A 24,480-nucleotide genomic window follows, 5' to 3' on the forward strand; every position below is an offset into this window, starting at 1 on the left:
TGGTCACAGTGGTTCGCTTGACCGGTCCTCCGGGCGCCGTTTAGTCTCCCGTATGCGCCGCATACTGATCTGCGGGCTTGCCGCGTTCGGTTGGGCCAGTCGGCTCGAAGCGCAGGCAGTGCCTGCGCGTGACTTGTGGGAGTTCCCGCTCGGGGCCATTTACGAGCCGCCCGCCCTGGCATCCGAGCCGGGAGCGGGGCTGTGGAATCCTGCGACCATCGCGCTGCGACCTGGGGAGCGATATCGCTTCGGGGTGGCCTCGTTGGCAGCCGGGTCGGCGCAGGGCGTGGACGGGCAGCTGCTCAGTGGCGCCATGCGCCGTGAGTCGGGCACGACGCTCGGACTGAGCGTGGCGCGCGCGGCCATCGGAGGGCTCGTGCGTACCGACACCGACCCACAGGCCGTGGGAGATATCCCGTATGCGACCTGGCTGGTGAGCGTGACGGGGGCACGGGAGCTTGTGCCGCATCTCACCGTTGGAGCGGCTGTTCGATGGCGCTACGGGCGGGCCGATCAGGTCACCGGGAATGCACTCGCTGCTGATCTGGGCGCCGTGCTGCACGACCTGCCCTGGCGCAATGCCCGGGTCGCCGTCTCCAGCTTTCTCTGGCGACCCGGTCGGGAAATCGACGATCGTCCCGCGCTCCTGACCGCAGCCGATCTACGGGTCGCGGGTACGACAACGGAGCGCGAAGTGCGTGCCGGCTTTGCGTACGACAACGTCAATCGGGGCGCCCAGGAAGCGGGCCCGTTTGTCTCGGCACGCCGCGATCGGGTGGAGGCGCGCCTCGCACATCTGCGCACTGATGTCGGTGGCGAGTCCGTCAATCGTCTGCGGTTTGGCCTGTCTTTGTACTACGCGCGTTTCGCCGTCGGCGTCGCGCGCGAGGAAGGCGTCTCCGGACTCGGGGCCGTCTATCAGTTCACGCTCAGCTCCATCATCAAGTGACCGCACTCCCTGACCTGCTCGACTTCGACCCCGACGCAGCGCTCTCGCTGCTCGGTGAGTGGATGACTGCGCGCGGGGAGCCCGCCTACCGCGCGGCGCAGGTGTTCGGACGCCTCTGGCAGCGGCCCGTGCGCAGTTTCGACGAGATGACGGAGTTGCCAAAAGCGCTGCGTGAAGCCCTCGGCGAATCGTTCCGCATTTCGGCCCTGGAGCTGACCACGCGACAGAAGTCGGTGGACGGGACGGAGAAGTTTCTTTTCCGCATGCACGACGGGCAGCTCATCGAGACCGTGGCCATTCCGGATGGTGACCGGCTGACCTTCTGCATCTCGTCGCAGGCTGGCTGCGCGTTGCAGTGTGCCTTCTGCGCCACGGGGGCCATGGGCTTTCAGCGCAACCTGCATCCGTCGGAAATCGCCGGACAGGTGCGCGAACTCCGCATGATGACGCCCTCGATCGTCCCCACCAATATCGTGTTCATGGGGATGGGCGAGCCGCTGATGAACTGGAAGGCCGTTGGCCCCACCCTGTCATTGCTCAACGATCCGCGTGCGCTGGGCATCGGCGCACGCCACATCACCATCTCCACGGTGGGTGTGTTGCCGGGCATCGTGGCACTGGCGGCGCGGCCGGAGCAGTTCCGCCTCGCGATCTCCATTCACGCGCCGTCCGACGCACTGCGTCGCACGCTGATGCCGGTGAACACGAAGTATCCGCTGGCCGATGTCATCGCGGCGGCTGCCGAATTCGATCGCCGCGTCACCTTCGAGTACGTCATGCTTGGCGGCGTGAACGATCAGCCAGAGCATGCCGCGCAATTGGCCCAGCTCGCACGCGATTGCCGCGCCTTTGTGAACCTGATCCCGCTGCATCCGGGCGGATCGATGGGTTTCTCGCCGTCGACCACGTCCACGATCACGGCCTTTGCCAAGGCCATTCGGGCGCGCGGCGTGGAGGTGGCAGTGCGTCGCAGCCGCGGACTCGATATCGCGGCGGCGTGTGGTCAGCTACGGACGGAGCGGCTCGGTCGGCGGTTGCCAGTCGCGGCCCAGGAGCACGGTGAGGTCAACGTAGCGTGACGTATCGTTGCTCGGCGTGAAGGTCCCGACGCCGAGTGCACGCTGCAGTCGCTCAGCCAGATCGGTCTGGCCTTTGTGCACGAGAATCTCCGTGCTCGGTCGTTCGGTTTTGGGCTGGGAGTCGTAGTCCACGACATCGTAGCCGAAGTCTCGGAGCAGTAGCGTGGCGCGCCGCGCCAGTCCGCGTACACCGGACATGTTCACGATCCGCACGACAACGCGTGTGCCACCCGGCGGGCGAGCGGAGCTGTCGTCCGGAGAAACCGTGGACGAGGGTTCCGGCGTGGCCGTGCCAGTGGCGGACTGCGAGTACTGCCACCACGCGAAGCCCGATCCACCGGCCACCACGAGCAGCAGTACAACAGCCAGCAGCCACCGGCGATTGCCTCCGCGCGGCGCTTCCGGCAACTCAGGCCAGGTCGGGAACCCGTTGGTCATGGACCGTGATCAGCGTACGTGGTTCCAGAGCGTCACCGTTTCCGGTGCCAGCCCCTTGCCTTCGCGAATGGTCCACTCGATGCGAAGTCGCACCACCTGACGAAACACCGCGTCGAAAGCTCCACTCACGCCGTCGGCGAGAAACGCCCGATCGGCCTGCATGAAGGTGCGCCCGGGCTCGAGGAAATCCGCCATGTACAGCGCACGTCCCACCTGGTCCCATTCCAGTGAGCCCACCGTGTGCCAACGGATGGCGTCCAGCACTGCCTGTCGCGATTCGCCCTCCGCGGCCAATCGCGATGCGGCTGCCGGTCCATGCAGCATGCCGTAGGGGCGCTCGGTATCGCCGGTCGCCGCACGCAACGTCGGTTCGTCGGCGTCACGCAGGGCATCGTGCCAGCGTCCGGCATCTATCCACGCCTGCCGCTCGGCATCTGGCAGCGACAATTCACCAGCCCACCGCTCGAGCAACGCCACCACGCGCTGGATGTGCGCGCGGCGTTTGTCAGAGACGATGGCCCAGTCGGGCAGCACCAGCGATGTCACGGCGGATGTGGTCTGCTCAGCGCTCATCGAGAGCGGCGCGCAGCGAGCGCGTGAGCGCGATGGCATCCTCGATCGAGCGGCCCGCAGCCCGCACGAGGGCACTGCCCACCACGACGCCGTCGCCGAGTGCGGCGGCGGCCTTGGCATGCTCCGGCGTGGAGATGCCAAATCCGATGCAGATGGGCAGCGATGTCGCACTCCGCAGACGCTGCACAGTATCCGGCAGATCATCGGGCAGTGAGTCGCGCTCGCCTGTCACGCCGAGTCGGCTGATGAGGTACACGAACCCGCCGCCATGTCGCGCGATCTCAGCCATGCGCGGCGCGGGTGTGGTCGGCGCCACCAGGCGCACAAAATCGAGACCGCTGGCCCCAAACCACGCTTCACGTTCGGGATCGGCACCGACAGGCAGATCCGTGGCGAGCACACCGTCCACACCACACTCGCGCGCGCGGCGCAGCACGTCCTGGCCGCCAGCGAGGATGGGATTCAGATAGCTGAACAGCACCACCGGCACATCAACCGCCGCCTCCTTCACGATGTCGAGGGTGCGTGCGAGCGTGATGCCGTGGTCGAGCGCGACTTGCGAGCTGTGCTGGATGACCGGTCCATCAGCCATGGGATCGGAGAACGGCACGCCGATCTCGATGACGTCGGCGCCCGCCGCAGCCAAGCCACGGAGCAACTGCACGCTGCTGGCCGGATCCGGATGGCCGGCGGTGACATAGCAGACGAGCGCCTTCCGACCTTCGGCCGCCAATGCGCGGAAGCGCGCGGTGAGACGGGACGGTGCGGAGACGTCAGGCGAAGTGGTCGCCGATGCTGATGCCATAACGGTGCGGGTCCTCAGTGCGAATGATGGAGCGAACAAACTGGCCAGACGCGTCGCGCGTCGTAAGGTCCACGAGGGCGGTGTCCTGCACGGGATTGCCGCGCTCGTCCATGAGAATGCGAACGAGCGGACGCGACAGCGCTGTCGCATCGGGGTTGGCTGTCATCACCAGGGCAATCTCGAAGCTGTCCAGCACCACCACCGTGCCGACGGGGTAGATACCGGTGAGGTTGATGAATGCCTTCACCACCACTGGATCGAGGCCGAGGCGCGGATTGTCGCGCATGCCCCGCAATACGTCAGCGGGCGTCCACGGTGCGTCCTGATAGACGCGACTGGTCGTGGCGGCGTCGAAGCCATCGGTCACCGCGATGATCTTGGAGAACAGCGACAGGGTGCGGGGCCGCACCAGTCGCGGATACCCCGAGAGGTCGGTGCGCATGTGATGCTCATACGCCGCCGACATCGCGCGCCACGGGCGCGTGGCCATGCCGGGGATGCCGAACAGTGCGAGCACACCCTGCCAGGTGTGCGACTGCAGCAGCAGACGTTCGTCCTCATCGAGCTCACCGCGCTTGTTGAGCAACTCGAGCGGCACGCGGGACTTGCCCAGGTCGTGCAGCAGCGCAGCGAGGCCGAGGTCGAGCAGTTGCAGCTTGGTGAGGCCCAGACGACGTCCCAGTGCCACCGACATGATGCACACGTTCACGCTGTGCACGAAGGTGTATTCGTCGAAATCGCGGAGCGTCGTAAGTCCCATCAACGATGTCGAGTCGTTGAGGATGGAATCGACGATGCCCTGCACCGCACGCTTCACCCGCTTGAGACCGGGGCTCTTGCCAAGACGCGTGGAGGTGATGACTTCGCGTGTGACATCGAGTGAGCGCACGTACGTTTGCCGCGCGCGCTCCTTGGCATCCAGTTCCGCCTCCTCCCGCACGCCTTCTTCAAGCGGCGGCGAGAGTTCGAAGTCGGTCACCCGCGCCTGTTCGAGGCGCTCGGTGAACTGCGCGAGACGCTCCTCTTCGGGATACTCGAGCGGGGGTGACTGCAGGAACGAGAGCAGTACGACCCAGGCCCGCGCATCGGGACGTCCAACCAGCGTGACGCCACCAATGCCTGCTTCACGGAACAGCCCCAGCAACGACGCGACGGCGGCGTAGTTGTCGAACGACAGCCGCAACCGCGTTTCGTTGACAAACAGGAAATCGCCGATGCGGCGGAGCGCGCATTCGCCTTCCATCTCTCGCACGCGATCGGCGCACGTGACCAGCTCGGCGATCGCGCGCTGCACCGCGGCATTCTCGATGGGATACAGCCGTACCGCACGTACGGCGCTGTTCATCGCGACGATGTAGGCGCGGGCGTGTTTCTGCGCTGAGGCACCGCTCCCCTGCTCTGGTGCGGATTGCGGGCCCGTCACTGGCCACCTCGCATGGCGCGGGCCACGGCATTGCGCACCACCAGGTCCTTCGTATCAGCGGCGCGTTGCAGCGCACTCATCGCCATGGGCGTGCCAATCAGTCCCAGGGCACGGGCGGCACACGCACGCATCTCGGCGTTCTCCTTGGCGCCCAGCAGACCTCGTGCGTTGAGCAAGGTGTCCATTTCGTTGACGCCCGAGTTGCCGCACATCGCACCGAACGCTTCGAACAGCGCCATCTTTTCACCGAGGTCGGCACCGCGTGTGTCCTTGCGACGAATCGCATCCAGTAGACGCGGCAGCGCGCCGGCATGTTTGCGTGTACCGATGGCGCGATAGGTGGCCACGCGCACATCACGATCGGCGTCATCGATGGCCCGTTCGAGTGCCTGCAGTGCACTGGGAGAGCCGATGTCAGCAAGTACGCCCACCGCCTCGGCGCGCACCTGCGTCTCGGCCACGCGCAGGAGACGCGCCAGCCCCGGAACGGCAGCGGCGGTGCCCAGCTGCGCGACGAGACGCAATGCGCCACGCACGACCGTGTCCTTGGGGTGCTCGAGTAACCGGTTGAGCTCTGCGGTGTGTGCGCCAGCCAGACGCAACGATGCCTTCTCGATGGACGCACGCGCCGGCGAGGCGCTCGCGCCTCCCAGCCACGACACCAGAGGCTCCAGGGCCTCGGCGCGCAGTTCCGAGAACAGCCCTTCGAGCAACGAAGTCACGGGCGTGCGTGCGCTTTCGTCGAGGGCGTGCAGCAACTGCGCGACCACCTGAGGTTCGCTGAGCCGACCGGGCAAAGCCTCGAGAGTCTTGACCAACGATGGATCGATGTGCGGCTTACGCACCGCCGTGGATGCTTCGCGCAGCACATAGGCCACCAGTTCGTAGTCGCCCATGGTGAGGAACTCGATCACCAGCTGATCGAGGATGGACAACACTTCCTGCTGTGCCTGCGCTTCAGGCCGTGACTCGAGAATGTCGAAGAGGCTGGCCAAGACGAGACGGCGCTGATCCTCCGTGTATTCGCGGCGCAACTCATCTTGCAGATAGGCCGTTTCCCGCTGGTCGAGGAAGTACAGCGTGGTATCGAAGTTCTCCACGCGCACCATGCCCGGTGGCCCTTCGCCCGGCGGCTGTGTTTCGGCAGGCGGCACCGCCAACGGGGCCTGGCCTGGCGCGAAGTTCGCCACACCTGGACGATCGCCCGATGACATGAGCATCGGCTCGGCAGCATTGCCGACGTCCACGTAGCGGTAAGTCACATGCGCGAGGTCCGCCACCCACAACATCGTCACGAGATCGTCGTCGTCGCTGGCGGCTGCACGCGCACGTTGCAGCAGAGAGAGCAGCGCTTCGAGATCCTGCGCCTCACAGCCCGGCTGAAACGCAATCGCGCGCAGGCCGTCGCGGTGCAGCAGCCACGGCAACGATTCTGTGGCTCGCTCGGCGTCCTGAAAGACCACCCGGCCTTCCCACTGGAACGACGCCTCGTGCACATGCAGTTCGAGCACCGGTTCATGGGCCCACACCTTCGCAAACGCGGTACGTGCCCACTCCAGGCTCTGACCGCGCGACGGATTGTTGGGCAGGTACAATTGTACGGCACGAAACGCCTTCGCCATCGCGCGCAGCGCGTCCTCGATCGCAGAAATCGTCTGCGGCGATGGCGTGGTGTCGTGCGCACCCATGCTCACACCTCGGGCAGCGTGTGCTGACTGATCGTGCCAACATCCTTGTCACCGCGACCACTCACGCAGAGCAGCACGGGCTCATCGGCCTTCCAGCGGCCGGCGGACCGCTCGATCCACGCCACGGCGTGCGACGTCTCGAGCGCGGGAATGATCCCTTCGAGGCGACTCAACAGGGCCACGCCACGCAGCGCTTCCGTGTCCGTGATGGAGTCGTACTGCGCGCGCCCACTGTCGTGCAGCCACGAGTGCTCGGGCCCGACACCAGGGTAATCGAGGCCGGCCGAGATGGAGTGCGCTGGATGCACCTGACCCGCTTCGTCCTGCAGCAGGTAACTGAGCGATCCGTGCAGGACGCCCGGGGTGCCTTTCGTGATCGACGCGCTGTGGCGATCGGTGTCGAGGCCATCGCCGGCGGCTTCCACGCCAACGAGTTCCACGTCGCGATCATCCACGAAGCCGGTAAAGATACCCATCGCATTCGAGCCGCCACCCACGCAGGCCACCACGGTCTTGGGCAGCCGGCCGGCGCGCTCCAGCATCTGCGCACGCGCTTCCCGCCCGATGACGGATTGAAACTCCTTCACCATGCGCGGATACGGGGCCGGGCCCACGACCGATCCGATGATGTAGTGGCTGTCGTTCACGGTGGCGACCCAGTCGCGGATGGCTTCGGTGGTCGCGTCCTTGAGGGTACGCGTACCTGCAGTCACCGGCACGACGGTCGCGCCCAGCAATCGCATGCGGAAGACATTCAGCGCCTGGCGGCGCATGTCCTCCTCACCCATGTACACGACGCACTCGAGACCAAATCGGGCACAGATCGTGGCGGTGGCCACGCCGTGCTGGCCGGCGCCGGTCTCAGCGATGATGCGGTGCTTGCCCATGCGCCGGGCAAGCAATGCCTGACCCACGGTGTTGTTGATCTTGTGGGCGCCGGTGTGGTTCAGGTCTTCGCGCTTGAGCCACACCGGTGCCCCAATGCGCTCACTGAGGCGTGGCGCAAACGTGAGCGACGTGGGGCGACCGACATACTCGCGCAGCAAGCCATCGAGCTCGCTGCGGAAAGCGGCATCGGCGCGCGCGGCATCGAATGCAGCATCGAGCGCGTCGAGTGCCGGGATCAGCGTCTCGGGCACATAGCGTCCGCCGAAGGGGCCGAACCGGTCGTGCGCCATGGTCTCCATCTGCTCCACCGTCATCACTCAGTCTCCACAGCGCCGTGCGCTGCCTTCACGAACCGTTGCACACGCTCAGGATCCTTCACACCCGGCGCGACCTCCACGCCGGAAGATACGTCCACGACCTGCGGCGACAGCAGTCCGATCGCCGCCGCGACATTTTCGGGACGCAAACCTCCGGCCAACACCAATTGCAGTGACGGGACCGCCTGCCGCAGTGACGCCATGCTGTCCCGCAGCCCCGACCAGTCGAGCGCGACGCCCGTGCCGCCAAGCTGGCCGACCACATGTGCATCGAGCACAAGCACGCCGGCGACTTGTGCCAGCTGCATCGCGTCGTCAGGCAATTGCTGCCCGGACACGCGCAGCACGGGCCACACGGTGCGCCCGGACGTCCGACGAATCCACGCCACGGTGTCGGTGTAGGTGCGGGACGCTTTCGAATCATTCGCACGTATGCTGTGCCCATGCAGTTGCAGCACGTCGAGATCGAGTGTATCCGCAATCGCCACGATCTCTTCCGCCGGCTGGTCACCGAACACGGCTACACGCTGTATGCCCGAACGGCGCGGGCCAATGACGGTGCGAGCCTGCGGAACTGTGAGCAGCCTGGGGCCACCGGCGAGGATCACGCCGAGGTACGACGCCCCATGCGCTTCGGCGTGGGCGGCGTCGGCCGGGCGTGTGAGGCCGCAGATCTTGACCCGCACGCGGTCGTGATCGGTGGATATCATCGCGCGTTCCGGGTCACCAGACACCGCTTCACCGGCGCGCCGTGGTGTGCCGCTCGATAGAGCCGAGAGCCCGCACGCTGTCAGCCGGATCGGAGGCGGTGGATACCGCGCTGCCGACGAGAATGGCATCGGCGCCGGCATCCCGGGGTGCGAGCACGTCGTGCGCGTGTTGCATCCCACTTTCGGCGACCGCGATGCGATCGGCCGGGATGTGCGGAATGATGCGCGGCGCGGTCGCGGTATCGATGACCAGTGTTTCGAGATTGCGGTTGTTCACACCAATGACTGTCGCACCGGCGGCCAGCGCCCGATCGAGTTCGGCGAGGTCACGGATTTCGACCAGGGGTTCGAGGCCGATCTCCCGTGCCGTGTCCACCAGCATGGGGAGCAGCGAAGGCGACAGGGCTCGCACGATGAGCAGGGCCGCTGACGCACCGGCGGCGCGAGCTTCCCACAGCTGCACCGGGTGCACCAGGAAGTCCTTGCGGATGACCGGCACCTCCACGGCGGCCGCGACGGCCTGCAGGTCTTCGAGCGAGCCGCCGAACCGACTGGGTTCGGTCAGCACGGAGATCGCGGCCGCCCCGCCCCGCACATACGCCTCGGCTTGGGCCACGGCATCCAGCCCCGGGGCGATGGTGCCCTTGGAGGGCGAGGCACGCTTCACCTCGGCGATGACGCGAATATGCGATCCGGACAACGCGGAAACGAACGCGCGGACAGGACGGGCGTCTTTGGCCGCAGCCTGCAGGTCTTCGAGGCGATCTGCCACGGCCGCGGCGCGGGCGTGGGCGTCGCGCGTGAGCTGCCCCAGCGTGCCTTCGGGTTCGGTCCAGGCCGACAATTGTGGCGTGGTTGAAGAAAATCCTTGCACTTCGGCCTGTCTTCGGTTAGCGTGGCGGGTGATGCACTTCGGCCTGTTTTCGGGCGAGGCTGGTCCCCTTCTACTGTGGAGCTCTCATGCCGCTCACCAAGCGACAGCGCGAAATCCTCTCGTTTCTCTCCGAGTACAACGAGGTCAACGGCTATGCGCCGAGCTTCGAGGAGATCGCGTCGCAGTTCAACTATAACTCGCTTGCGACGGTGCATGAGCACCTGACCAACCTCGAGCGGAAGGGGTACATCAAGCGCTCGTACAACGAGAGCCGTGCCATCGAGATCCTGCCATCGGAGATCTACCAGCGTTCGGTGGAGTTGCCACTGCTGGGCTCCGTGGCCGCCGGTGCGCCCATCGAGGCGGTACAGAGTGGCGAAACCATGGCCGTGCCCGACGGTTTCCTGCGACGGAGCGGCAGTCACTATGTGCTGCGGGTACGCGGCGACTCCATGATCGAGGAGCACATCCGCGACGGCGACTACGTGGTGATCAACGACAAGCAGGCCGCCGACAACGGCGAAATGGTCATCGCCCTGCTCGACGGGTCTGGTGCCACGGTCAAGCGATACTATCGTGAACGTGATGGCCGCATCCGTCTGCAGCCCGCCAACGAGACCATGCAGCCCATGTTCGTGCATGAAGACGATGTCCGCATTCAGGGCATCGTCGTCGGTGTGCTCCGCCGGTACTGATTGCGTGCGGCTTCGCGACGATCAATGCGATCGTCGCGCGGTGCGCCTGACCAATCGTCAGGCGCGCCAACGTTGGGACGCGGTGCGCAGACGTTGGAGTGCATTGTAGCCATCGCCGGACGCCATTGCCCTGCGTGTCTCTACCACGGCGTCTTCGTATGAGAGGTCGTCCCGGCTCACGTAGAGTGCGGCTGCCGCATTGAGTAGCACCGCGGCGCGGGCGCCTTCGGAGCCTCCGCCCTGCAGCACCTCTTCGATCACGGCGGCGTTTTGCACGGGGTCTCCTCCGGCGAGCGATTCCGCGCTTACCAGGCCGATGCCAAAGTGCGCCGGATCGATGGTCCAGCTACGCACCTGCCCGTCGCGGGCCTCCCGCACCTCGGTGAGCCCCAGCGGGGAGATCTCATCGACGCCCGGGGCACCGTGCACCACCATGGCGCGCACCGAGCCCAGCTGTATCAATGTATTGGCCAGCAGCTCGAGCCGGGCGAGTTCGGCCACGCCCACCACTTGACGGCCCGCACGGGCCGGATTGGCCAACGGACCCACAATGTTCATGACCGTCGGCACGGCCAGCTCACGGCGAATCGGCCCAACATGACGCAACGCCGGGTGCATCAGCGGCGCGAACATGAACACGATGCCCGCTTCTTCGAGCGTGGAGGCCATCGCGGCCGGCGTCGTCTCGATGACCACCCCCAGCGCCTCCAGCACATCGGCACTGCCTGAGCGCGATGTGAAGGAACGATTGCCGTGCTTGGCCACGCGCACGCCCATGCCGGCGGCCAGCAATGCCGATGCCGTGGAAATGTTGAACGTCGTCAGTGAACCGCCCCCCGTGCCGCAGGTGTCCACCAACCCGTTCGGTTCAGTGGCCGGGAGCACGATCATCGCATCCCGCAGCGCACGCACGACAGCTGCCACTTCGGTGGGCGTCTCGCCCTTTACCCGCAGCGCCATGAGCAATGCGGCCACCTGCGCCGGAGTGCCCTCTCCGCGCATGATGATGCCGAACGCCTGATGCAGCTCTTCACCATCCAGCGGCTGGTGCATCGCCAGCCGGCGGATGGCCACTGCCAACGCATCAGCGGGCATGCAACGTCTCCAGCAGCGCCTGCGGCAGGCTGTTGCGCGAGGCAATCAGCGAAATCACCAGGCCGAGCAGGCGCACGCGCTCCACGTCTTCCTCGGTGTAGATGCCACGCTGCGCCCGATTCGTGAGATTGAGCACGCCCACCAGCTCTTCGTGATAGACCAGCGGGAAACTGATGAAGCTACCGGTCGTGAAGTACTGGTCGCGCAGCAGTGGGTGCTGGGCGGCTTCGCGCACGTCCTGCACCAGCAGAGGTTCGCGCGCCGCCGCCACGCGACCTGCCACACCTTCGCCGATGCGGATGCGCATGCCTTCCACGATGTTGGGCGCGATGCCGCGTGCCGCAGCGAGATACAGGTGGTCGGGCTCCGGGGCGCGCAGCATCAGCGAGCAACGCTGAGCCTGCATATCGTCACCCACCAACGCGAGCAGCGCGTCCACCAACGTGCGAGCATCGGTGGTTTCAGCGTCGAGTGACAGGGCGCGGTCCACCAGATACAGCGTGCGCGTGCGCTGGCGCAGCGCCTCGCTGCGACGATGCAGTTCGATATGAGCCTGCTCGAGCTGCCCCACCGCCGACGCGAGTTGCTGTTCGGCGAGCTCCGCCTTGCGTCCGGCTCGGCGCATTTCTTCCTGCGCCCGCGCGGCATCGGCTTGCAACGCGACAGCTTCGGCCGAGTTGAAGGCCGTCACCTCGCGGGGGGTATTGCGGACCTCGCGCAATTCAGCTTCGAGCACGGACAACTTGCGCACGTATTCACCGTGCACGCGCTGCGTCACGTCTTCGAGCGTGCGCACGGCCTCCTCGCGGGCGTCACGCTCGGAGATGCGGGCATAGGCGAGGTCGAACAGTGCCACGGCCGGTGCAATGCGCTCCGTGGTGCGGGTGCCAAAAATCTTGCGCGGCTCGTACAGAGCCAATACCGCGCCCAGATGCCCTTCCACTCGCAGGCCACGCAAAGCGAGCACACCGCCGTCCAGGGCGGCCGCAAAGCCGCACAACCGGGCGTAGTCCGCCGAACGATCGGTCACATCGAGGAATGGACCGCCGGCCTGAATCCGGGACCGCACGGGCTCCGGCAGGTGATCGAACGTGGTCTCCATACTGGTCCGGACCACCTGCGCGCCCACGGGCGTGAGGCGCTCCCGCAGCATATCCCGCCGCGCATCGTAGTGGATGAGCGCCACCGAGGCCCCGCGATCGAGTTCGGCGAGGCATTCGCCGAGCGCAATGAGTGCGCCATCGAGATCGGGGGACGCCGTGAGGGCGTGCGCCAGTGATGCGAGGGAACGTGGGGGCATGTCGTGGGGATGAGACGTGGAGAAAACGTCAGCGACCATCACAATGCAATGGGCGTCCGGCCGTGAGTTGAAGCGGACGCCCACCTCGCCTAGCTTCCCCGCGCTTATGGACCCGCGACCGATCCTCCTGGTAACCCAGTACGACGGGGGGCGATTCGCCGGCTGGCAGCGCCAGCCCGACGTGCGCACCGTCCAAGGCGAAATGGAGCGCGTGCTGGGCCGGCTGTGCGGCGGTCAGTACGTACCGGCCGTGGGGGCGGGGCGTACAGATGCCGGGGTGCATGCCCACGGTCAGGGGGTGGGGGTGCGCGTGCCGCCCCAGTGGACGGCCCCAAAGCTTCGCCGGGCCATGAATGCCCTGCTCCCCGACGATATTTGGGTCGCCGCCGCGCACCCGATGGTGCCGGAATTCCACCCCCGGCACAGCGCGACGGCGCGGCGATATGGTTATCTTATCGGGACGGATGATTTGGCCTCGTCGCCGTTTCGCCGCCGCCACGAATGGGCGCTCAGCCGCCCGCTCGATGTGGACGCGCTACAAAGCGAGGCCGCTGGACTGTTGGGAGAGCACACGTTTCGGGCGTTTGCCATAGCTCACACGGCGCCGGTCGACGATCACCACCGCTGCATCATTCATCATGCGGCGTGGGTGCCTCGCGAGGGCGGCTGGGTGTTCGAGGTGTCGGCAAACCGCTTTCTCCATCACATGGTGCGATTCCTGGTCGGGACGATGGTCGATGTGGCGCTTGGGCGCCGTCCGCGCGGCACGATCGCGCGGCTGTTGGTCACACCCGACAACGCGGACACCTCCCCGCCGGCCCCTGCGCACGGTCTGTCGCTGCGCGAAGTCACCTATCCCGCGGCGCTGTATGCGCAGGAGAGCTGAGATGCCCCCCGTCCCCGCCCTGCCGTTCTCCGGCCGCTTTCGCCTGACCACTCGCACACCGCTTGTGGCTTTGGTGACCCTGGTGCTCGTCGGCTGCGAGGGCATCAATCCTTCGGACTCGGCTGCGCAGACGCGTACGTTGCCACCGTCGCGGCCTACCGCCACCGGGCCGGTCCCGGCTCAGAACATCGACGCCTCTCGTCGAACGGCGATCACGACGGCAGTCGAGCGCGTGGCACCTGCGGTGGTCACCGTGCAAACGGAAACGGTCGAGCGGGTGCGCGTCGACATGTTCGAGTACTTGCTGGGCGGGCGCTCCGGTGAACGTCGCAATGCCGGCATTGGGTCTGGCTTCATCGTCCGCAATGACGGGGTCATCGTCACGAATGCTCATGTGGTAATGGGCGCGACCAGTGTTTCCGTGGCGATGCTCGACGGCACGACCTACCGCGCCACGATTGTGGGCGTCGACGAAACCAACGATCTGGCGGTCGTGCGGATCGACGCCCGCGATTTGCCGGTTGCGCAGCTCGGTCGCTCCAGCGACCTGATTGTCGGCGAGTGGACCATCGCGATCGGCAACCCGTTCGGCTTTGTGCTCGGCAACAACGAGCCCAGCGTGTCGGTGGGCGTAGTGAGCGCCGTGGGACGCAATCTCGCGGGTCAGACGTCCGGTGGCGGTGTGTACATCGACATGATTCAGACCGACGCGGCCATCAATCCCGGCAACTCGGGCGGTCCGCTGGTGAACGCCAATGGGGAAGTGGTGGGCGTGAACAGCTCCATCTATTCGCCCAGTGGCGGGTCGGTGGGATTGGGGTTCGCGATTCCCATCGATCGAACCAAGCGCATCGTCGAGGATCTCCTCGAACACGGGGTGGCGCGTCATCCGTGGGTGGGCATCCGTCTCGAGACGCCGCAGGTCCAAAGCGCGCGCGAAGTGGCTTCGGTGGGCGCGGTGGTGGCGCGCGTGGCGCCTGGATCGCCCGCTGAACGTGCTGGGGTGCGGGTGGGCGATCAGATCACCTCGGCCGGTGGCCGAGGTGTGCGCAATCCCTTCGAGTGGGAAGCGCGTCTGCTGGATCTGCGGGTGGGTGAGTCCCTTCCCATCACGCTGCGTCGAGCGGGACGCGACGTCCCTGTCACGATGCGGGTCGATGACGCGCCCGAAGTCACGGCGCCCAAGGTCACCGTGCTGCGCGAACTGCAGCTGGTGACCGTCACTGACGCCATTCGCCAGGAACGTGGCATCGCCTCCAACGCCGGCGCGCTCGTATTCAAGGTGTCCGATCGCATTCGTGACGAGATCGGCCTGCAGGAAGGCGACGTGATCGCGCAGGTGGGCCGCACGCGCGTGACGTCGGCCCAGCAGGTGTCCGAGGCCATTGATCGTCAGGGCGCCCGTGGCGCCGTCGTGCTCGTCTTCGAGCGCAACCGACAGTATTTCCAGACGCAGTTCACCCTTCGTTGAGTTCCGTGACCGCACCAGACCGCTCTCCGCACGCCACGTACCAGTCGCCGCTCGCTGATCGCTACGCATCGAAGGCGATGCTCACCCTGTGGGGCGGGCAGACCCGCTACGGACTCTGGCGCCGCCTGTGGCTCGCCCTGGCCGAATCGCAGCAAGCGTTGGGCATCGAGATTCCCGATGCGGCGATCACGGAGATGCGTGAGCACCTCGACGACATCGACTTTGCCGCGGTGGCAGCGTACGAGAAGTCGTTCCGTCACGATGTCATGGCACATGTGCATGCGTTCGGTGATGTGGCGCCGGCGGCCCGCAAGTTCATCCATCTGGGTGCGACCAGCTGCTACGTCACCGACAACACCGAACTGGTGCTGATGCGCCGCGGCCTCACGCTGTTGCGCGAGAAGCTGCTCGATGTGCTCGAGTCACTGGGTGAGTTCGCGCGCGAGTGGAAGGACGTGCCGGCGCTGGGTTACACGCACCTCCAGCCGGCGCAGCTCACCACGGTGGGCAAGCGCGCCACACTGTGGATGCAGGACATCCTGCTCGATCTCGAAGACCTCGAGTATCGCATCGCGACCCTGCCCTTCCGCGGCGTGAAGGGCACCACGGGCACGCAGGCCAGCTTCCTCACGTTGTTCGACGGCGATCACGCCAAGGTGCGTGAACTCGATCGCATGGTGTGCGAGCGCATGGGGTTCAAGACGTCCATTCCGGTGAGTGGCCAGACGTACTCCCGCAAAGTGGACGCTCAGGTGCTCGGCGTGGTGGCGGGCATTTCCTCCACGGCGTCCAAGTTCTCCGGCGACATCCGCATGCTGCAGGCATTCGGCGAACTCGAGGAACCGTTCGAAAAGAACCAGATCGGTTCGTCGGCCATGGCGTACAAGCGCAACCCCATGCGCTCGGAGCGCATTGCGGCACTCGCACGCTTCGTGCTGTCGCTCGAGCCGAATGCGAACCAGACGCATGCGGTGCAGTACTTCGAGCGCACGCTCGATGATTCGGCCAACCGCCGGCTTGCGATCCCGGAGTCGTTTCTGGCGACTGACGCGATTCTGGTACTCATGCAGAACGTGACGCGTGGCCTCGAGGTGCATCCGGCGCGCATTCGCCGCCGGGTGGACGATGAACTGCCGTTCATGGCCACCGAAGAACTCATCGTGCGCTTCGTGCGCGCGGGCGGCGACCGTCAGGAAGCCCACGAGCTCATTCGTGTGCACAGCATCGCCGCAGCGCGCGCGGTGAAAGACGGTGCACCGCGCAACGACATGCTCGAGCGCCTGGCCGCCGATCCGGCGTTTGGTGTGTCACTTGAAGATCTGCAGTCCGCCGCGGAGCCGTCCCGCTTCGTTGGGCGCGCGCCGCAGCAGGTGGTGGAATTCCTCGACGAACATGTCGCACCGTGGCTGGCCCGTGAACGCGCTGCCGTGGAACTCGAGGAGGTGCGCGTATGAGTGCCGCTGCATTGACGCAGACCAACCTGCCGCTGCCGCTCGTGCGCCGTGGCAAGGTACGCGACGTGTATGCGGTGGATGACGATCGTCTGCTCATGGTCACCACCGATCGCATCAGTGCGTTCGATGTGGTCATGCACGAAGCCATTCCGTACAAGGGCGCGGTGCTCACGCAGGTCACCGCGTGGTGGCTCGCACAGTTGTCGGGCATGGTGGATCACCATCTGATCACCGCCGAGACAGACGAGATCATCGCCGCCGTGCCGTCACTGGCGCCGCACCGTGATGCGCTGGCTGGTCGCAGCATGCTCACCCTGCGTGCCGACGTCGTGCCCCTCGAATGCGTGATTCGGGGCTACATCACGGGTTCGGCGTGGAAGGAATACCGCGAGCATGGCACGCTGGCCGGCGAAGCGCTCAAGACCGGTCTGCGGGAAAGTGATCGTCTCGATCCGCCCATCTTCAGCCCAGCTACGAAGGCCGAGACGGGTCACGACGAGAACATCACCATCTCGCAGGTGGTGTCCGAAGTGGGCGCCGAAACCGCGGCGCAGCTGGAATCACTCGCCCGCCGCATCTACGAGTACGGCCGGGCAACAGCCGAGCCGCGTGGTATCATCGTGGCCGACACGAAGTTCGAATTCGGTTGGCGCGATGGAAAGCTGCTGTTGATCGACGAAGTGCTCACACCCGACAGCTCGCGCTTCTGGCCGGCCGATGGATATGCGCCGGGGCGTGGACAGCCCAGCTTCGACAAGCAGCCTTTGCGTGACTGGTTGGATGTCGAGCGCCGCGCAGGACGCTGGAATGGCGAAGCACCGCCGCCGACATTGCCGCCTGAAGTGATTCATGCCACCAGCGTGCGCTACCGTGATGCGTTTGCCCGCATCACCGGCGCACCGCTCGATTTGGCCCGCCTTGGACTCCCGGAGGATCGCTGATGTTTGCGCGCGAGGGATACCCGTTCATGCTGGGCGCGCTGGCGCTCGCGGCGATCGCCTATGTGGGTGCTCTGCGACTGCGTTCGTGGCCGTTGTGGGTCGTGGCCTTTCTGCTCACGGTGATCGCGCTGTGGGTGGCCTGGTTCTTTCGCAATCCCGAGCGCACGGGTGAGCGTGGCGACCGCGTGGTGGTCTCGCCGGCCGACGGCCGCGTGGTGCTGATCACCAACATCGACGAGCCCACGTTTGTGGGCGGCCCGACTACGCGCGTGTCCATCTTCATGAACGTGTTTGACGTGCACGTGAACCGGTATCCGGTGAACGGACGTGTGGCGTATGTGGTGCACAAGGCCGGCAAGTTTCTCAACGCCGTGACCGAAGCGTCCAGCGTCGAGAATGAACAGGCCTCGGTGGGCATCGTGAGCGGACCGCACCGCATTCTGGTGCGTCAGATCGCGGGCCTCATCGCCCGCCGCATCATCACCGATTCGGCCAACGGCGATACCGCCACTCAAGGCGCTCGTATGGGGCTGATTCGCTTCGGTTCGCGGGTGGATGTGTTCCTGCCGCCGTCGTCGACGCTGCGCGTGCAGGTGGGCCAGCGCATGAAGGCCGGCGAGTCCATCGTCGCCGACCTGCCGGTGGCGTGAGGTGAGTCAGTCCCCCGAAGCACGGCAAGGCACCGAGCCGGCCGATCGCGCCCGGCGCCCGCGGCCGCGCGCCGTCGTGGCACTGCCGAATGGCTTCACGTTGGCGAATCTCTTCTTCGGGATCTTCGCCATCGTGTCCGCGTCGCGTGGGGACTTCGATGCGGCCGCGCGCTTCATCGTGTTTGGTGCCATCGCCGACACGCTGGACGGGCGTATCGCGCGGGCGACCAAGTCCGGATCGCGTTTCGGTGAGGAACTCGACTCGCTGGTGGATGCCATCTCGTTCGGCACGGCACCGGCGCTGATCATGTACTTCGCCGTGTTCCAGAGCAGCCGATGGGAATGGATCTTCTGCTTCTTCTTCACGGCATGCGCGGTGATGCGCCTCGCGCGCTTCAACGTGGAGTCGGCCGGCCGGAAGACCACACACTTCAGTGGTCTGCCCAGCCCCGCCGCGGGTATGACGCTGGCCACGTACTACTGGTTCAGCCAGACCCCGCTTTACACCGAGACCATCATCGGTGACCTGCCGTGGCACCAGATGCTGCGCTGGGTGATGCTGGGGCTCGGCATGCTGATGATCAGCAACGTGCAGTACGCCAAGGTGCCGACGGTCAACTTCCGGACCATCAAGGGCGTGCTGGGTTTCCTGTTGGTCATTGGCACATTCATCGGCGTGATCTTCCTGCCGAAGAAGTTCTTCTTCCCCGCGCTGATGGCGTACGTGCTGTACGGCATCCTGCGCACCGTGTTCCTGGGATTGCTCGATCGCCTGCCGGGCCGCGATGACGCGGACGATGACGACGATTTCGATGATCCCAGTACCAGGCGCCGTTCGCTGCGCCGTCGTTCCAAACAAAACCCATCCGGTATCCACACCGGTCACGAGGAGTCTCCGGCATGACCCGTTTCCGTTGCGCCATCCATATCGTCCCGCGGCGCGGCATTCTCGATCCGCAGGGGAAGGCTGTCGCCGATGCCCTGCACTCCCTCGGCTTCGCCGCCGTCGGTGAGGTGCGCGTGGGCCGGCATGTCGTGGCCGAGATCGAGGCGGCGTCGGAAGACGCAGCGCGTGACCAGGTGAAGGCCATGTGCGAGAAGCTGCTGGCCAATCCGGTCACGGAGGACTTCGAGATCGCCAGCCTGGTGCGCGCGTGAAGGCCGGCATCGTTCGTTTTCCCGGCTCCAACTGCGACGAGGATGCGTTTCACGCCATTGCGGACGCCCTCGGACAGGAAGCCGTGTACCTGTGGCACAAGGATCACGACCTGCAGAACGTCGACCTGGTGATCCTCCCGGGTGGATTCAGCTACGGTGACTACCTGCGTGCCGGCGCCATCGCGCGCTTCAGCCCGATCATGCAGGAAGTGGTCGCACACGCGAAGCGCGGCGGTCTCGTGCTCGGTATCTGCAATGGTTTTCAGATCGCGTGCGAAGCGGGACTGCTGCCCGGCGCACTGTTGCGCAACGTGAGCCTGCGGTTCGTCAGCGCACCGGTGGACCTGCGCGTCGAAAGCATCGCCACGCCCTTCACGTCGCAGTATCACATTGGTCAGGTGATCAACGTCCCGGTCGCCCATGGCGACGGTCGTTACACGGCCGATGGTGATACGCTCGCGCGCCTCGAGGGCGAGGGTCAGGTGGTGTTCCGCTATGTCAATGCGGGGGGCGAAGCCACCGATGCCGCCAATCCCAATGGCTCGCTGCGCAACATTGCCGGCATCGTGAGTGCCGAAGGCAACGTGCTCGGCATGATGCCGCATCCCGAGCGTGCGCTGGAAACGGCGCTGGGCTCTGTCGATGGGGTGCCTCTCTTCCAGTCCATCCTCGAATCGCTGGCCGGGGGTGTCCGCGCATGAGTACGTCCGAAAGTCCGTCCATGACTTCTTCGAAGGTGCAGTCGCGTCCGGGTGATCCGGCGATCACGCCGGCCCTGGTCGCCGAACACGGCATCACGGAGTTCGAGTACGAGCGACTGGTGAACATGCTGGGCCGCACGCCCACGTTCACCGAGATCGGCGTGGTCAGCGCGCTGTGGAGTGAACACTGCTCCTACAAGCACTCGCGTCCGATGCTCAAGACGCTGCCGACCAAGGCGCCATGGGTGCTGCAGGGGCCCGGTGAAAACGCCGGCGTGATCTCTGTGGGCGATGGCTGGGCGGTGGCGTTCAAGATCGAATCGCACAATCACCCGTCGGCGGTGGAGCCGTACCAGGGCGCTGCCACCGGTGTCGGTGGCATCCTGCGTGACGTGTTCACGATGGGCGCGCGTCCGATTGCGCTGCTCAACTCCCTCCGCTTCGGTCCACTCACCTCCTCGCGCGTGCGGTGGCTGTTCTCCGGCGTCGTGAAGGGCATCGGTGACTACGGCAACTGCGTGGGCGTGCCGACGGTGGGCGGCGAAGTGGTGTTCGACCCGTCGTACGAAGGCAACCCGCTGGTCAACGCGATGTGCGTCGGCCTCATGCGCGAAGACGAGTTGATGCGCGCGGTGGCAGAAGGCGTGGGCAATCCGATCATGGCCGTCGGTGCCCGCACGGGCCGCGATGGCATTCACGGCGCGTCCTTCGCATCCGAGGATCTGTCGGAGAGCAGCGAAGCGAAGCGCCCCATGGTGCAGGTCGGCGATCCGTTCACGGAAAAGCTGCTGCTCGAAGCCTCGCTCGAACTCATTCGCAGCGGCCACATCGTCGCCATTCAGGACATGGGCGCGGCTGGCCTCACCTCGTCGTCGGCGGAAATGGCCGAACGTGGTGATGTGGGTGTGACGATCGACGTCACCAAGGTGCCTGTGCGGGAACAGGGCATGACACCGTATGAGATCCTGCTGTCGGAATCGCAGGAGCGCATGCTGGTGGTGGCCAAGCAGGGCCACGAAGATGACGTGCGTGCCATCCTCGCGAAGTGGGACCTCGAAGCGGCGGTGATCGGCGAAGTGATCGCCGAGCCGGTGTATCGCGTGACCGAAGGCGAGACGGTGGTGGCAGAGTTCCCGGGCTCTCGCCTGGTGACCGAGTGCCCGCAGTACGTGCTCGAGCCGAAGGAAAGCGAGGCCCTCAAGGCGGCGCGTGCCCGCAACCCGCTCGACGTGACGCCGCTGGCCGACGAACGCGACCATGCATGGACGCTCGAGCGCCTGCTGGCTTCGCCGACCATTGCCAGCAAGCGCTGGGTGTGGCAGCAGTACGATTCCACCGTACGCACCAGCACGGTGCGCGGCCCGGGCAGCGACGCGGCCGTGGTGCGCCTGCGTGGCACCGACAAGGCCATTGCCCTGTGCATCGACGGTAACGGCCGTCACGTGGCCCTCTCGCCCCGCAATGGTGGTCGTGCGGCGGTGTGCGAGGCCGCGCGCAACGTGGCCTGCTCCGGTGCCCGCCCCAAGGCGATCACGAACAATCTGAACTTCGGCAACCCCAAGAAGCCCGAGGTGTATTTCCAGCTCAGCGAAGCCATCGCCGGCATGGGCGAGGCGTGCACCGTGCTGGAAGCGCCGGTCACGGGCGGCAACGTTTCGCTCTACAACGAAAATCCGCAGGGTGCGATTCACCCCACGCCGACCATCGGTATGGTGGGCCTGATCGAATCCATGGCACATGTGACGCCGTCGGCGTTCCAGAAGACCGGAGACGAAATCGTACTGCTGGGTGACTGCACCGATGAACTCGGGGCGAGCGAGTACCTGTTGGCCATTCACGGTCTGACCATCGGCGAGCCGCCGGTGTGTGATCCGACGCGCGAACGCGCGCTCATCGATGCACTGCTCGAGTCTATTCAGGCTGGCGCGGTGCGTTCGGCGCACGATTGCAGCGACGGCGGTCTGGCGGTGGCTCTGGCCGAGTGCGCGATGCTCGATCGCGACAACGCCTTCGGTTTTTCGGTGGATCTCTCGAAGTGGGCTGCGCTGCCGCATCGTGCGCTGCTCTTCGGCGAGGCCCATGGTCGTGTGGTCGTCTCCACGGCGCAGAGTGCGGCCGTGCTGGAGATCGCGCGGCGTCATGGCGTTCCGGCGCAGGTCATCGGTACGGTGACCGACGCGACCGGTGGCGCCAGCTTCACCATTTCCGATGACACGTTCACCGCTCCGGTGATGTGGCTCGCGAAAGCGTTCCATGAAGCCATTCCGCAGGCGATGGACGGCGAAACGCCGGCCGAGCACGCGGTGGCGTCGTCGCACGCACCCACCAACGACTGACGGGATTTCTACCCATGTGTGGTATTTTCGGCGTCTACGGCCATCAGGAAGCGGCCGCGCTGACGCAGTTGGGACTGTACTCGTTGCAGCATCGCGGACAGGAGTCGGCCGGCATCGTGGCGGTCGACGATGATGGCCGCGCGCGGGTGAGCCGTGCGATGGGTCTTGTCTCGGAGGGGTTCGAGGACGCCGAGATGGATGTGTTGCAGGGACCGATCGCCATCGGACACACGCGCTACAGCACAGCCGGTGCCTCGGCCATCGAAAACGCGCAGCCCATCCTCGCCCGTGTGCGGCGCAGCCACATTGCGCTCGCACACAACGGCAATCTCACCAACGCGGTGGAACTGCGTCGCGACCTCGAAGACGACGGCGCGATCTTCTCCAGCACGATGGACTCGGAAGCCATCGTGCACCGTATTGCACGCGCCACGGGTGACTCGCCCGAAGCGCGCGTCGCCTCCGCGCTGCAGGGCGTGGAGGGCGCCTACTGCCTGCTGGTCGTGCTCGACGAGACGGTGGTGGTGGCGCGTGACCCGCATGGCTGGCGCCCGCTGGTGATGGGTCGCCTTGGTGAGAGCTATGTGTTCGCTTCGGAGACCTGCGCGCTCGACATCGTTGGGGCGACGGTGGAACGCGAGATCCTGCCCGGTGAGATCGTCGCGGTGGACGCACAGGGCGTGCGTTCCATTCAGCCTCTCGCTGCGGCGCCGATCAATCGCTGCGTGTTCGAGCACGTCTATTTCGCGCGCCCGGACAGCAAGGTGTTCGGCGGCTCGGTCGATCGTTCGCGCCGCGCGCTGGGTCGCAAGCTGGCCATCGAGCAGCCCGCTCCGGGTGCCGAAGTGGTCTTCGCGGTGCCTGACTCGTCCAACTCGGCAGCGCTTGGCTTCGCCGAGGAGTCGGGCATCCCGTACGAGCTGGCACTTATCCGCAACCACTACGTCGGACGCACGTTCATTCAGCCCACGCAGGCCGGTCGTGATGCGAAGGTGAAGGTGAAGTACAATCCGGTGCGCGAGCTCCTCGAGGGCAAGAGCGTCGTAATGGTCGACGACTCCATCGTGCGCGGCACCACCACGCGTGGCCTCGTGTCACTCGTGCGAGCGGCGGGTGCGCGCGAAGTGCACATGCGCGTCTCCAGCGCGCCGATCATCTCGTCGTGCTACTACGGCATCGACACGCCGCACCGCGGAGAGCTCATCGCTGCCCAGATGTCGCACGCGGAGCTTGTGCGTCACCTCGGTGTGGATTCGCTGGGTTATCTGTCGATCGACGGCATGTTGTCGGCGATGCCGAGTGGGCCGGATGGCTATTGCCATGCCTGCTTCTCCGGTCGTTACCCCACGCCGATTCCGGCGGACCCTGAACTGCTGCGTGCAGGGAGTGCTGCATGATTGCCGGATTCTCGCTGATGGCCGCGTCGCGCGTGCGTCAGGCCGTGACGGTGGCGGGTGTGCTGATCGCGTCGACGTTCAGCGTGGTGAGCAACGTGAAGGCACAGGCGGCGTCGCCAGCAGCGGCCCTGCCCGCGCATGCTCCGGTGCCTGCCAAGCCCGCCGATGTGTCGTCCATGGATGCCATTCTCGCGGCACTCTACGACGTCATTTCCGGACCGGCTGGTCAGAAGCGGGACTGGGATCGATTCCGTTCATTGTTCGTGCCGGGCGCGCGGTTGATGCCGACCGCGCAGCCGGCTGGTCAACCTGGTCTGGTCACGGTGCTGACGCCGGAAGCGTTCATTCAGCGCACCAGCGCTGGCTTTGAGCGGGACGGCTTCTTCGAGCGCGAGATTGGCCGTAGCGTGGATACCTTCGGCAAGATCACGCAGGTGTTCAGCGCCTACGATTCCAAGCGCAAGCTCGAAGACCCCAAGCCGTTTCAGCGCGGCATCAACAGCATCCAGCTGTTGAACGACGGCACGCGGTGGTGGGTGGTCTCGATCTATTGGGATGCGGAGCGTCCCGACAATCCGATTCCTGCGCGCTACCTGAAGAAGTAGGACGCACAAAGAGAAACGCCCCGGCCACTGAGTGGTCGGGGCGTTTC

Annotated in this window: 24 protein-coding genes; 14 read left to right on the forward strand and 10 right to left on the reverse strand. The window is 65.9% G+C overall.

The window, feature by feature from the left end; all coding sequences use genetic code 11:
• Positions 1–52: 52 nt before the first annotated feature.
• Both VGE27_RS16405 and rlmN read left to right on the forward strand, forming a co-directional pair.
• Positions 53–949 carry a hypothetical protein gene (locus VGE27_RS16405; RefSeq protein WP_331050754.1) on the forward strand — a complete coding sequence of 299 codons (897 nt, stop codon included), beginning with the start codon at positions 53–55 and terminating at the stop codon, positions 947–949.
• The gene (rlmN, locus tag VGE27_RS16410) at positions 946–2,028 is read left to right on the forward strand and encodes a 23S rRNA (adenine(2503)-C(2))-methyltransferase RlmN (protein WP_331050755.1); all 1,083 of its coding nucleotides are present in this window, start codon (positions 946–948) and stop codon (positions 2,026–2,028) included. Before VGE27_RS16405 ends, rlmN begins: the two co-directional genes overlap by 4 nt.
• Here rlmN and VGE27_RS16415 read toward each other — a convergent pair.
• The 8 genes from VGE27_RS16415 to VGE27_RS16450 are packed head-to-tail and all read right to left on the reverse strand — an operon-like array spanning position 1,957 to position 9,684.
• On the reverse strand, positions 1,957–2,466 hold the full coding sequence (locus VGE27_RS16415; protein WP_331050756.1) for a LytR C-terminal domain-containing protein: 510 nt from the start codon (positions 2,464–2,466) through the stop codon (positions 1,957–1,959). The two genes, rlmN and VGE27_RS16415, sit on opposite strands and share 72 nt — an antisense overlap.
• A gap of 9 nt (positions 2,467–2,475) precedes the next feature.
• Positions 2,476–3,039, reverse strand: coding sequence for a hypothetical protein (locus VGE27_RS16420; RefSeq protein WP_331050757.1), 564 nt, complete (start codon positions 3,037–3,039; stop codon positions 2,476–2,478).
• Positions 3,029–3,844 (reverse strand): tryptophan synthase subunit alpha, encoded by an 816-nt coding sequence (trpA, locus tag VGE27_RS16425; RefSeq protein ID WP_331050758.1) that lies wholly within the window; start codon positions 3,842–3,844, stop codon positions 3,029–3,031. The genes VGE27_RS16420 and trpA overlap by 11 nt, the downstream gene beginning before the upstream one ends.
• Positions 3,813–5,267 (reverse strand): HD-GYP domain-containing protein, encoded by a 1,455-nt coding sequence (locus VGE27_RS16430; RefSeq protein ID WP_331050759.1) that lies wholly within the window; start codon positions 5,265–5,267, stop codon positions 3,813–3,815. Before VGE27_RS16430 ends, trpA begins: the two co-directional genes overlap by 32 nt.
• Complete coding sequence (locus tag VGE27_RS16435; RefSeq protein ID WP_331050760.1) at positions 5,264–6,955, reverse strand: HEAT repeat domain-containing protein; 1,692 nt, start codon at positions 6,953–6,955, stop codon at positions 5,264–5,266. Before VGE27_RS16435 ends, VGE27_RS16430 begins: the two co-directional genes overlap by 4 nt.
• Positions 6,956–6,957: 2 nt before the next feature.
• Entirely contained in the window at positions 6,958–8,157 is a 1,200-nt protein-coding gene (trpB, locus tag VGE27_RS16440) for a tryptophan synthase subunit beta (RefSeq protein ID WP_331050761.1), read from the reverse strand.
• Complete coding sequence (locus VGE27_RS16445; RefSeq protein ID WP_331050762.1) at positions 8,157–8,870, reverse strand: phosphoribosylanthranilate isomerase; 714 nt, start codon at positions 8,868–8,870, stop codon at positions 8,157–8,159. The genes trpB and VGE27_RS16445 overlap by 1 nt, the downstream gene beginning before the upstream one ends.
• 28 nt (positions 8,871–8,898) lie before the next feature.
• Positions 8,899–9,684, reverse strand: a complete 786-nt coding sequence (locus tag VGE27_RS16450) for an indole-3-glycerol phosphate synthase TrpC (protein ID WP_345788031.1) — start codon at positions 9,682–9,684, stop codon at positions 8,899–8,901.
• A gap of 146 nt (positions 9,685–9,830) precedes the next feature.
• On the opposite strand from VGE27_RS16450, the gene lexA reads away from it, so the two are divergent.
• Complete coding sequence (gene lexA, locus VGE27_RS16455; RefSeq protein WP_331050764.1) at positions 9,831–10,439, forward strand: transcriptional repressor LexA; 609 nt, start codon at positions 9,831–9,833, stop codon at positions 10,437–10,439.
• Between the two features lie 57 nt (positions 10,440–10,496).
• On the opposite strand, the gene trpD is transcribed toward lexA, so the two are convergent.
• A complete protein-coding gene (gene trpD, locus VGE27_RS16460) occupies positions 10,497–11,534 on the reverse strand; it encodes an anthranilate phosphoribosyltransferase (protein ID WP_331050765.1) in 1,038 nt (345 codons plus the stop codon).
• Positions 11,524–12,834 carry a GAF domain-containing protein gene (locus VGE27_RS16465; protein ID WP_331050766.1) on the reverse strand — a complete coding sequence of 437 codons (1,311 nt, stop codon included), beginning with the start codon at positions 12,832–12,834 and terminating at the stop codon, positions 11,524–11,526. The genes trpD and VGE27_RS16465 overlap by 11 nt, the downstream gene beginning before the upstream one ends.
• A gap of 106 nt (positions 12,835–12,940) precedes the next feature.
• On the opposite strand from VGE27_RS16465, the gene truA reads away from it, so the two are divergent.
• The 11 genes from truA to VGE27_RS16520 are packed head-to-tail and all read left to right on the forward strand — an operon-like array spanning position 12,941 to position 24,433.
• Positions 12,941–13,720, forward strand: coding sequence for a tRNA pseudouridine(38-40) synthase TruA (gene truA, locus VGE27_RS16470; RefSeq protein ID WP_331050767.1), 780 nt, complete (start codon positions 12,941–12,943; stop codon positions 13,718–13,720).
• Position 13,721: 1 nt separating this feature from the next.
• Positions 13,722–15,191 (forward strand): trypsin-like peptidase domain-containing protein, encoded by a 1,470-nt coding sequence (locus tag VGE27_RS16475; protein ID WP_331050768.1) that lies wholly within the window; start codon positions 13,722–13,724, stop codon positions 15,189–15,191.
• Complete coding sequence (gene purB, locus VGE27_RS16480) at positions 15,188–16,645, forward strand: adenylosuccinate lyase (protein ID WP_345788030.1); 1,458 nt, start codon at positions 15,188–15,190, stop codon at positions 16,643–16,645. Before VGE27_RS16475 ends, purB begins: the two co-directional genes overlap by 4 nt.
• Positions 16,642–17,586 carry a phosphoribosylaminoimidazolesuccinocarboxamide synthase gene (locus VGE27_RS16485; protein ID WP_331050770.1) on the forward strand — a complete coding sequence of 315 codons (945 nt, stop codon included), beginning with the start codon at positions 16,642–16,644 and terminating at the stop codon, positions 17,584–17,586. Before purB ends, VGE27_RS16485 begins: the two co-directional genes overlap by 4 nt.
• Positions 17,586–18,236 (forward strand): phosphatidylserine decarboxylase family protein, encoded by a 651-nt coding sequence (locus tag VGE27_RS16490; RefSeq protein ID WP_331050771.1) that lies wholly within the window; start codon positions 17,586–17,588, stop codon positions 18,234–18,236. The genes VGE27_RS16485 and VGE27_RS16490 overlap by 1 nt, the downstream gene beginning before the upstream one ends.
• Position 18,237: 1 nt before the next feature.
• Positions 18,238–19,140, forward strand: a complete 903-nt coding sequence (pssA, locus tag VGE27_RS16495) for a CDP-diacylglycerol--serine O-phosphatidyltransferase (RefSeq protein WP_331050772.1) — start codon at positions 18,238–18,240, stop codon at positions 19,138–19,140.
• Complete coding sequence (gene purS / locus VGE27_RS16500) at positions 19,137–19,394, forward strand: phosphoribosylformylglycinamidine synthase subunit PurS (RefSeq protein ID WP_331050773.1); 258 nt, start codon at positions 19,137–19,139, stop codon at positions 19,392–19,394. The genes pssA and purS overlap by 4 nt, the downstream gene beginning before the upstream one ends.
• Positions 19,391–20,095: a phosphoribosylformylglycinamidine synthase subunit PurQ gene (gene purQ / locus VGE27_RS16505; RefSeq protein WP_331050774.1), complete on the forward strand. Its 705-nt coding sequence runs from the start codon at positions 19,391–19,393 to the stop codon at positions 20,093–20,095. Before purS ends, purQ begins: the two co-directional genes overlap by 4 nt.
• A gap of 20 nt (positions 20,096–20,115) precedes the next feature.
• Positions 20,116–22,431 (forward strand): phosphoribosylformylglycinamidine synthase subunit PurL, encoded by a 2,316-nt coding sequence (gene purL, locus VGE27_RS16510; RefSeq protein ID WP_331050775.1) that lies wholly within the window; start codon positions 20,116–20,118, stop codon positions 22,429–22,431.
• Between the two features lie 14 nt (positions 22,432–22,445).
• Positions 22,446–23,828: an amidophosphoribosyltransferase gene (gene purF, locus VGE27_RS16515; RefSeq protein ID WP_331050776.1), complete on the forward strand. Its 1,383-nt coding sequence runs from the start codon at positions 22,446–22,448 to the stop codon at positions 23,826–23,828.
• Positions 23,825–24,433, forward strand: coding sequence for a hypothetical protein (locus tag VGE27_RS16520; protein ID WP_331050777.1), 609 nt, complete (start codon positions 23,825–23,827; stop codon positions 24,431–24,433). The genes purF and VGE27_RS16520 overlap by 4 nt, the downstream gene beginning before the upstream one ends.
• Positions 24,434–24,480: the final 47 nt, after the last annotated feature.

The sequence above is a fragment of the Gemmatimonas sp. genome (assembly GCF_036405635.1).
GTDB lineage: Bacteria > Gemmatimonadota > Gemmatimonadetes > Gemmatimonadales > Gemmatimonadaceae > Gemmatimonas.

Excerpts from the sequence above, each read along its gene's own strand:
- VGE27_RS16405 (WP_331050754.1), top strand. The coding sequence starts at position 53 with ATGCGCCGCATACTGATCTGCGGGCTTGCCGCGTTCGGTTGGGCCAGT.
- VGE27_RS16415 (WP_331050756.1), bottom strand. The coding sequence starts at position 2,466 with ATGACCAACGGGTTCCCGACCTGGCCTGAGTTGCCGGAAGCGCCGCGC.
- VGE27_RS16420 (WP_331050757.1), bottom strand. The coding sequence starts at position 3,039 with ATGAGCGCTGAGCAGACCACATCCGCCGTGACATCGCTGGTGCTGCCC.
- trpA (WP_331050758.1), bottom strand. The coding sequence starts at position 3,844 with ATGGCATCAGCATCGGCGACCACTTCGCCTGACGTCTCCGCACCGTCC.
- VGE27_RS16435 (WP_331050760.1), bottom strand. The coding sequence starts at position 6,955 with ATGGGTGCGCACGACACCACGCCATCGCCGCAGACGATTTCTGCGATC.
- trpB (WP_331050761.1), bottom strand. The coding sequence starts at position 8,157 with ATGACGGTGGAGCAGATGGAGACCATGGCGCACGACCGGTTCGGCCCC.
- VGE27_RS16445 (WP_331050762.1), bottom strand. The coding sequence starts at position 8,870 with ATGATATCCACCGATCACGACCGCGTGCGGGTCAAGATCTGCGGCCTC.
- lexA (WP_331050764.1), top strand. The coding sequence starts at position 9,831 with ATGCCGCTCACCAAGCGACAGCGCGAAATCCTCTCGTTTCTCTCCGAG.
- trpD (WP_331050765.1), bottom strand. The coding sequence starts at position 11,534 with ATGCCCGCTGATGCGTTGGCAGTGGCCATCCGCCGGCTGGCGATGCAC.
- VGE27_RS16465 (WP_331050766.1), bottom strand. The coding sequence starts at position 12,834 with ATGCCCCCACGTTCCCTCGCATCACTGGCGCACGCCCTCACGGCGTCC.
- truA (WP_331050767.1), top strand. The coding sequence starts at position 12,941 with ATGGACCCGCGACCGATCCTCCTGGTAACCCAGTACGACGGGGGGCGA.
- VGE27_RS16475 (WP_331050768.1), top strand. The coding sequence starts at position 13,722 with ATGCCCCCCGTCCCCGCCCTGCCGTTCTCCGGCCGCTTTCGCCTGACC.
- VGE27_RS16485 (WP_331050770.1), top strand. The coding sequence starts at position 16,642 with ATGAGTGCCGCTGCATTGACGCAGACCAACCTGCCGCTGCCGCTCGTG.
- VGE27_RS16490 (WP_331050771.1), top strand. The coding sequence starts at position 17,586 with ATGTTTGCGCGCGAGGGATACCCGTTCATGCTGGGCGCGCTGGCGCTC.
- purS (WP_331050773.1), top strand. The coding sequence starts at position 19,137 with ATGACCCGTTTCCGTTGCGCCATCCATATCGTCCCGCGGCGCGGCATT.
- purL (WP_331050775.1), top strand. The coding sequence starts at position 20,116 with ATGACTTCTTCGAAGGTGCAGTCGCGTCCGGGTGATCCGGCGATCACG.
- purF (WP_331050776.1), top strand. The coding sequence starts at position 22,446 with ATGTGTGGTATTTTCGGCGTCTACGGCCATCAGGAAGCGGCCGCGCTG.
- VGE27_RS16520 (WP_331050777.1), top strand. The coding sequence starts at position 23,825 with ATGATTGCCGGATTCTCGCTGATGGCCGCGTCGCGCGTGCGTCAGGCC.